Source organism: Kiloniellales bacterium (genome assembly GCA_030064845.1).
Classification (GTDB): domain Bacteria; phylum Pseudomonadota; class Alphaproteobacteria; order Kiloniellales; family JAKSDN01; genus JASJEC01.
The window spans coordinates 21793-30178 of the sequence record JASJEC010000068.1; the positions used below are offsets into that span (position 1 = coordinate 21793).

The following is an 8386-nucleotide window of genomic DNA, read 5'->3' on the forward strand; positions in this document are numbered from 1 at the left end:
AGCTTTGATTCCGATCAAACCGCCGCTTCGGAAGGCTTGATCCCACTTGATTCGCGAAGGCGAGGCGCTGTCAGCCGACGCCGTCCTGGACGTCCGAAGAGACCTGCTCCCTCACGGTAGCCGGCAAGCTCTCAGAACTGCGTCACGCGCGAAGAGATGATGGAGAGGCTGAACCTTCAGGAAGAGAAGCCGGCTCGCCAGGAGCCTAGAAGTCCTCGCGATCCAGGTCGGGCTCGCCGCAGTGAGCAAGGACCCAGGCGCGCGCCTTCGCCCGCAGCTCCAAGGCCGCGTCGAAGCTCTCGCCCGAAGCTTCGATGGCGGGTCCGAACTCCAGGGTGACGCGCCCGCGTCGGGGGAACCAGCCGTCGCCGCGCAGCAGGGAACGCGTGCCGCGGAGCGCGGCGGGCACCACGGGCAGGCTGGACTCCGCGGCGACCACAAAGGCGCCGAGCCGGAACGGCAGCAGACCCGGCTCGCGCTTGAACGTTCCCTCCGGGTAGAAGACCAGCAGCCGCTCGCCTCTCGCCAGGTCCGCGGCTTCCTGGGCGTCGGCGACGCCGCGTTCGGGCGACCAGCGTTCGACGAAAAGCACACCGAGCCGGCGCAGGAGGTTCCCGGCGAAGAACTGCGGGGCCAGCTCCTGCTTGGCGACGAACACCGGCGCACCCGGCAGCAGGGTCGCCATGATCATGGGATCCAGGTAGCTGGCATGGTTAGAGACCAGAACCGCGCCCGCGGCGGGCACGTGCTCCCAACCGTTGATTTCGGGCCAGACACCGGCGAGGCGCAGTACCGGCCGCCCGGCCGCCCGCAGCACCGGCCAGCGCCAGGCGCGGCGAGGAACCGCGCAGACCAAGAGCCAGATCAGGGTGAGTCCGACCCCCATGACCGACCAGAAATAGCCGGCATAGAGGAGTTCCGTGGCGAGATGCCACCAGCGCCGCAGGCGACGCACCGCCCCCAGCAGGCCGAGTCTCAGGATCTGCAGCCAGAGCGCCCGCGAGGGCCTGCCGACCCGATCGGATTCGTACAGCTCTTTGGCAGCGGCACGGCGGATCTTGCCGCTCGAGGTCTTCGGGATGCTGCGCGGCGGCGCCAGAACCACGCGCTCCGGCGGCATGCCGAGCAGTTCGGTCGCCGTTTCCAGGACCTGCCGCTCCAGCGACTGCCGTTTCGCCGGATCGGTTTCGCGGGTCTCGGCCAGCACCACGATGCTCTCCGTGGCGGAGTCTGCCTCCGTGCTGCCGAAGACCGCGACACAGCCCCTGCGCACCCCGGCCAGTTCGCCGACCGCCTCCTCCACCTCCTCGGGATAGACGTTGCGGCCCGAGCGAATGATGATGTCCTTGATCCGCCCGGTGACGTAGACCTCGCCGCCGGCCACATAGCCCCGGTCGCCGGTTTCGAGCCACGCGCCGTCAAACAGCTCGCGGGTCCGAGTCTCGTTGTTGAAGTAGCCCCGGGTCGAGGAAGGGCCGCGGAACTGCAGGCGGCCTTCGCGCCGCTCGGCGACCTCCCGCCCGGTCTCGTCCACGGCGCGGATCTCGTGGCCCGGCAGCGCCTGGCCGCAGGCCACGAACTCGATGGCTTTCGGATCGTCCGGCGCCGCTGGTTTCGCCTCGCCCCGGGCCGTGAAGGCCGCCCGCTCGACCCGGTCCGTCAGGGGGCCTCGGTTCAGCGGCGGAAAGGCCAGGCCGACCGCGTTCTCCGCCAGGCCGTAGACCGGCATCATGGCCTGGGGCCGGAAGCCGTGGGGCTGGAACCGCTCGGCGAAACGCCCCAGGGTCCTCGCGCTGACCGCTTCGGCGCCGTTGGCGACGACGCGTAGCGAGCTGAGATCCAGACCGTCGAGGGCGTCTTCTTCGATCCTTCTGACGCAGAACTCGAAAGCGAAGTTGGGCGCCGCGGTGATCGTCGCCCGGTAGCGGTGGATCGCCCATAGCCAGGCGCCGGGCCGCACCAGGAAGGCGGTGGGCGACATGACGTAGAGCGGACAGGCGTGGTATAGGCTGCCGAGCCAGGCGCCGATCAGGCCCATGTCGTGGTAGAGCGGCAGCCAGCTGACGAAGACGTCGGAGGACTTGGCTTCCAGGGCCTGTCCCATGGCGCGGATGTTGGCCAGGAGGTTGTCGTGGCTGAGGACCACGCCCTTGGGATCCCCGGTGCTGCCCGAGGTGTATTGGATGAAGGCGGTCGCCGCGCCGTCGGCAACCCGCGGCAGGTCGGCGTCGACCTCCGCGGCGAGCTCGCCCGCCGTCATCACGGCATCGAGCGTCTCGACCTGCAGCTCGAGCAGGGCGGCCGCGGCCTTGGTCTCCCGAGATACGACGAGGATCCGCGTGCCGGCATTGCGCAGGATCCCGGCCTGGCGGCGCATGTGCTCCTCGAGCTGGGTAAGCCGGAAAGGCGGATAGATCGTCACCGGGGCCGCGCCGGCGTAGAGCGCCCCGAAGAAGCTGACGAAGAGATCCCGTCCGGTCGGCAGCATGAGCGCGACGCGGTCACCGAAGGCCACACCCCGGGCCCGCAGGCCGCTCGCGACGGCCTTGGCCTCCGCGGCCAGCGCGCCATAGGTCAGCACCGCCTCTACCCTCTGCTCGTCCTTGAGGATCGTGACGTGCGGCCGGTCGGCGTGCTGGGCGACGTGCCAGTCGAGCGCCTGGGGCAGGGTGCGCGCCAGGTCGGGGGTCTCCGCGACAAAAGGCAGGTCCGGCGCCGTCGGCACCGGTGACGGCAACTCGGACGCGGCAGGCTGCCGCGCCGCGGTCTCGAGGGCGCTCAGCAGGTCAGCGACGGTCTCGGCTTCGGATAGCAGTTCCTCGGGCAGGCGCACCTGGAAGCCGCGCTCGATCCGGAGCAGGAGCTCGGAGCGGCCGAGGGAGTCGATCCCCAGGTCTCGGTCCAGGCGGCTCGACAGATCGACCGGCAAGCCGGCGCGCCGCCGCGGGTGCAAGTCGTCCACGAGGCGCCGCACGATCCCGAGCAGTCTCTCCCGATCCTGCTCGGCGCCTCGGGCGTCCTCGCTTTGCTTCGCACGTCCTGCTGAGACCGCCATGAGATCATCTTGCCGGCTTAAGCGACCATGTTCTTGATTTGTATCAAGCTCCCGCTCCGAGGACTTGCTAATTTTGGCGGTCCGAACCGAGAGGCACGAGGTGCGAGCAGAACGTCGAAGCCAAGGGTCTCCCCCTGTGGAGCCCACGTCCCCCGCGGCGGCGCAGAGCGATAGCGCGGCGCAGCGTCCTTGGGAGGCGTCCTACCCGACGGGCTTGTCCTGGCGTCTGGAGATTCCCGACCGGCCGCTTTGGAGCCTGCTCGATGAAGCGCGCCGAGAGTTCGGGCAGCGGCCCGCGCTGGAGTTCATGGGGCGGGTTCTGACCTACGAGCAGACGGGTCGCCTAGTGGAGCGTGCTGCCGAGGGTTTTCGCAGACTCGGCGTCGAGCGCGGCGTGCGGGTCGGTCTCTGCCTGCCCAACTGCCCCTACTTCGCGATCGCGTTTTTCGCCGTGCTGAAAGCGGGCGGGACGGTGGTGACCTACAATCCGCTGCTCTCGGCCGAGGAAGTGGCCCAGCAGGTCGCTGACTCGGGCACCGAGATCCTGGTGACGGTCGATTTGAAAGCGCTCTACCGAAAGGTATCCCCGTCGCTCGCCCAGGCGCCGCTGCGAAAGATCGTGGTCTGCCGCTTCGATCGCGCGCTGCCCTTTTTCAAGTCACTGCTGTTCCGCGTCACGAAGCGCGCTCTGTGCGAGGCGATACCGCGCGACGACCGTCACGTCGCCTTCGAGTCGCTGATGGTCTCCGATCCCCCGGTCGCGGCTCCGGCGACGGTCGATCCCAGCCGCGACGCCGCGGTGCTGCTCTACACGGCGGGCACCACGGGATCGCCGAAGGGCGTTACCCTGACGCACCGCAACCTGCTGGCCAATGCGCTGCAATGCCGTAACTGGTTCACCAAGGCCACGCCGGGGCGGGACCGCATCCTCTCCGTCCTGCCCTTCTTTCACGCCTTCGGGCTGACCACGGTCATGAACCTGGGTATCGCGCTCGGCGCCGAGCTGATCATCCTGCCGCGCTTCGAGCCCAAGGAAGTACTGCGTACGATCCATCGGCTGCGACCGACCTTCTTCACGGCGGTCCCCACGATCCTGCGCGCCCTGCTCGAGACGCCCCTGGCGATGAGAACCGATTTCTCCTCGCTGAAGATCTGCATCAGCGGCGGCGATACCCTGCCGCTCGATCTGAGAGAAAGGTTTGAGGAGATGACGGGCGTGGCCGTGGCCGAGGGCTACGGCTTGTCCGAGTCCGGCCCGGTCGCGACCTGCGGCAACCCTCTGGCGGGGCGGGACAAGACCGGATCGGTCGGCTTGCCGCTCCCGGCCACAACGATCGAGATTCTGAGCCTGGAGGAGCCCAGGACGGCCTTGCCGACGGGACAGACCGGGGAGGTCGCCCTCAGGGGTCCCCAGATCATGGCCGGCTACTGGCAGAAGCCGGAGATGACCCGCGGGGCTCTGGTCGGAGGCCGCCTGCTCACCGGCGATCTGGGCTACCTCGACGGCGAGGGCTATCTCTTCATCGTCGACCGGTTGAAGGACGTCATCATGGTCGGCGGCTACACCGTCTATCCCAGCGCGATCGAGGCGGCCCTGTGCCGCCATCCCGCTGTCGCCGAAGCCGCGGTGGTCGGTGTTCCCGACGACTACTGGGGCGAGGTCGTCAAGGCCTTCGTCGTGCCGGTCGCCGGCAAGGAGATCACTGCGGAGGTGCTGCAGGCCTTTCTCGAGGAGCACCTCTCGGCCGTCGAGCGGCCCAAGGCCTTCACGTTCCGGGAGACCCTGCCGAAATCGCCGATCGGAAAGATCCTGAAGCGCGAACTGCGCGAGAGCTGAAACAGCCGGCGGTCCCGGGCGCGGCCAGCGACGGAGATTACTCCAGAAAGTCGACCCGCGTGCAGTCCAGGATGACGTAGTTGGTCACGCCGATGTTGTTGTGCCAGCGGACCCTCTGCCGGCATAGCCGCCTCTGGTCGACACCGCCGGCCGAGAGGCACTCGCTGGTCGTCCGGGTCCTGAGCGCATAGGCCTCCTGGCAGGCGCTGACCTTTTCCGTCTCGGTCATGGCCGCGACATCTTCCGTGGTGAGCAGGCGCGGGCCGCAGGCAGCGGTCAGGAGAAGCAGGGCAACCGGGAGCCGGCGCGCGCGCTTTGACACTTTTTTGCTCCCGAATCGATCCATCGCCTGAACCGGCAGTCTAGAGCAGAACCCAGGCGGTTGGAATCGCGCTAGGCAATCCATTCGCAGACCCATGAGGGCGGGGGGCGGACCCCGAAAATCCAGAAGTATTCCGCGCGCGCTCGAGGTGAAGCCGATCCCTTCCCGGCCGCCGCTCGACGGTGGCGTTTGGGGGAATCCCCGTCCGGCGGCGGCGAGGCCAGAATAGATTGCATTTTATCGACTAACTCTATTTTCATAGCCAGATGCGACAAGGCCTCCATGAAAACGCGAGGCCTATCACCCACCGCTTTCCCGGACCCAATCGGCTCACGTCGTTGCCGCAGGGCCACCCGTTTCGGGGTCCTGCTGCTCGCCGGCTTCGCCATGCTGGGCCTGGGCGCCTGCACCGCCATGCCGGTGCGCGAGGGGCCGCGGGCCGCTCTGCTTCCGGGTATCGAAAAACCGCGCAAGCGCGAGGACATCAAGATCACGATGCACGAGAGGCCGATCACCGCCTGGGGCAAGTGCCTCGAGATGGCGGCCCGCGTCGATCCCCTGATGGCCACGCTGTCCGTGCTGACCTTCTCCCCGATCCATGGCTGCGCACGGGTTCCCCGGGACAGCGAACTGGATCCCGGAGAGCAGCCCTGGTGCGAGATCGCCGTCCCCAAGGGCGACCCCCATACGCTGGAGCACGAACTGCGGCACTGCGAGGGCTGGGATCACCCCAAGGCCGTGCACAGCCACGACGGGGAAAGCCACCGCCACCAACACAACTAGCGGGGGCCCGTCTAGAAGGGGCCCATCCGCGCGTGACGGGGCCGGTCGCCCGTAAGCGGTCAATCGAGCAGCTCGTCCCAGCCCTCGGAAATGTGCCGGAAGTCTGCCCCTTCGGTGAAACCGTAGAGCGGGGTCGGCGTGGCCACCCGCTGTCCGCCGTCGCGGGTGACCGGACGGAAGACGACGCCGAAGGACCGGCGCGACGGCGAGCTGAGCAGGAGATCCAGGGGGAAGGAGACGAAGAAGCCCTTGTCGAAATCGCCTTCGCCGAACTGCTCGTCGGACACGTTCGTCTTGGTGGCGAACACCCCGATCGTAGCCCCGTTCTTGAAGGTCCGCGAGAGCTCGAGGGTGCCGCCCCAGTCCCCGGCCAGGTAGCGCCCGCCGCGGGCGACGGCGAGAATGTCGAAGTAGGGGATCACGTAGTAGGTGCTGACGTGACCGGTGAAGACATCGTAGTCCCGCAGGCCGAAACGTCCTTCGAAGTCCCGCTGCCACACGTAGTTCGCGTCGAGACCGACGGCCCAGCGCTTTCCTGTGGGACGGTAGAGCACTTCGCCGCCGACGCCGGTGTACATCAATTCGAAGATGCCGCCCGATAGGCGGGTGTAGACGTCGGGCGCCACTTTGGTGATGTAGTTGACGTTGAGCCGGTCGATCCACTGGTCGCCTTCTTTCAGGTACTCGGCGATGTCGCTGCGCACGCGCGGCAGTCGGCTGTCGGAATCCAGTTCCAGGCTGTCGAAGTTGTTGTAGATGTTCTGCGCGACGGCGCCCGAGAGGGTGAGTCCCGGCGCCAGCTGAACCTGCCCGAAGGCTTCGCCGTAGACCTGATAGAAGAAGAAGTTGTCGGGCCCGCCGATCTGCTGGCGCATCCTCGGCGAGAGGTACCATTCGAAACTGGGGAAGCGGTCGCGGTTGACGACTCCGCTGTCCCGGTCCGGCAAGGCGGCGCTCTCGATCGTCGTGTGCTGCCAAATCTCGTCGGTGCTGCCCTCATAGGCGACGGCGCTCTCCAGGTCCTTGCGGAACAGCGATGTCTGCGTGATGGGGATGCCCAGGCTGGTGATCACCAGCCTGAACTCCTCGATCGCGAAAGGCGTATGTCGTGCCAGGATGCGGCCGGCGCGGCCGATCGAGATCGCGGGATTGCGGAAGCTCCCCTGGCTGAAGTGCAGGGTCGCCTGCCGGCCTTCCATGTCGAGGCGCTCAGCCTTGAAGCCTTGAGCCTTTAGCTCGGCGAAGACCCGGGAGGCGACCTGCTCCAGCACCTCGCGCGGGAAGCGCGCGGCGCCCGGGTCGCCCGGCGATGCGCCGGCGGAGGCCAACGCAACCCTGGTCGGCGTCGCCTCGGCGCCCTGGTCTTGCACGAAGAGCTCCGGCCAGCTGGGATCCGTCGGGGGGGCGAGCGCGATGGCGCTGTGGGTCAGCGACTTGGACCTCTTCAGGTCGGCCACGCTGAAGCTGGTACGCCCGATCTCCTCGGCGCCGCGGGCGGCGATGAAGGTCACCTTCTCAATGGGAACGCCGGGGCTGGCGTTGGCGACGTCTAGGGCCGCCGTGGCGAGGCTCGCATTGGTCGGTGCGGATCCGCCCAGGGGCACGCGCACCAGGACTTCGCGGTCCCGGTACTCGGCGTCCGCGGAGGCCAGGTCGAACTTCGCCAGGCGCCCGCGTATCCCGTCGAGGTCGGGGCTCGGGACCGGTCGCATGCCGGCGTGGAGGCCGACGGGCTGGATCGAGAGCGCCGAGGCCGTGAAGGTGACCCTCTGGACGCCGACGACGTGGAGGGTCTCGCCTCCGGCCGCCGAACCGCTTTCCGAGTCGAGCGGCGCCGAGGCGGAAGGCGTGCCGGCCATATCGGGCGCTTCCGCCCGCCAGTCTCCGGTGCCGCGGTCGGGTTCGGCGGAAGCGAAGGGCGACGTCGCGAAGGCAGTCTCGGTCCTGTCTTTCCTCGGCGTCACCGGGAGCGGCGGCAACTTGTTCACCTTGGTCACGCCCATGTCCTTGTTGAGGTTGGTCCGGAAACTGCCCCGGACCATGAATTCGTTGCCGCGTTCCAGGCCGGCCGAGAGGCGCATCCACGAGAAGACGTTGTACTCGACGCCGACATTGAGCGGCAGGCTGACGTTGAACTCGTTGCCTCTCGGCTCGTTCGAGTAGTCGTTGCCGTCGTATTCGACCTTGAGCCGGAGCCCTTCGATCGGCGTGAGGTATTCGATGCCGCCGAAGGCGGACATCCGGTCGCCGCGAAAGAAGTCGACGTTCAGCGCGCCCGGGGAGCCCTCGTCGCGGTCGCAGAAGCGATCCATCAGCTCGCAGTAGGGGTTCGGCAAGTTGCCCCGGCTGCCCGCGTTGCCCCAGGCCAGACCGAAGGTGAAATCCCAGT

The 8386-nt window shown here is 67.9% G+C and carries 5 protein-coding genes; 2 read left to right on the forward strand and 3 right to left on the reverse strand.

The genetic code is table 11. The annotated features are described in order from the left end of the window. Positions 1-205 precede the first annotated feature (205 nt). Entirely contained in the window at positions 206-3055 is a 2850-nt protein-coding gene (locus tag QNJ67_18770; protein MDJ0611025.1) for an AMP-binding protein, read from the reverse strand. Between the two features lie 136 nt (positions 3056-3191). On the opposite strand from QNJ67_18770, the gene QNJ67_18775 reads away from it, so the two are divergent. Further along, the gene (locus QNJ67_18775; GenBank protein ID MDJ0611026.1) at positions 3192-4892 is read left to right on the forward strand and encodes a long-chain fatty acid--CoA ligase; all 1701 of its coding nucleotides are present in this window, start codon (positions 3192-3194) and stop codon (positions 4890-4892) included. A 37-nt stretch (positions 4893-4929) separates the two neighbouring features. Here QNJ67_18775 and QNJ67_18780 read toward each other — a convergent pair whose 3' ends face one another. After that, entirely contained in the window at positions 4930-5214 is a 285-nt protein-coding gene (locus QNJ67_18780; GenBank protein ID MDJ0611027.1) for a hypothetical protein, read from the reverse strand. A 282-nt stretch (positions 5215-5496) separates the two neighbouring features. On the opposite strand from QNJ67_18780, the gene QNJ67_18785 reads away from it, so the two are divergent. Beyond that, the gene (locus tag QNJ67_18785) at positions 5497-5997 is read left to right on the forward strand and encodes a hypothetical protein (protein ID MDJ0611028.1); all 501 of its coding nucleotides are present in this window, start codon (positions 5497-5499) and stop codon (positions 5995-5997) included. Positions 5998-6056: 59 nt separating this feature from the next. Here QNJ67_18785 and QNJ67_18790 read toward each other — a convergent pair. Further along, positions 6057-8386 (reverse strand): YjbH domain-containing protein (locus QNJ67_18790; GenBank protein MDJ0611029.1); only part of this gene is annotated, 2330 nt, incomplete at its 5' end.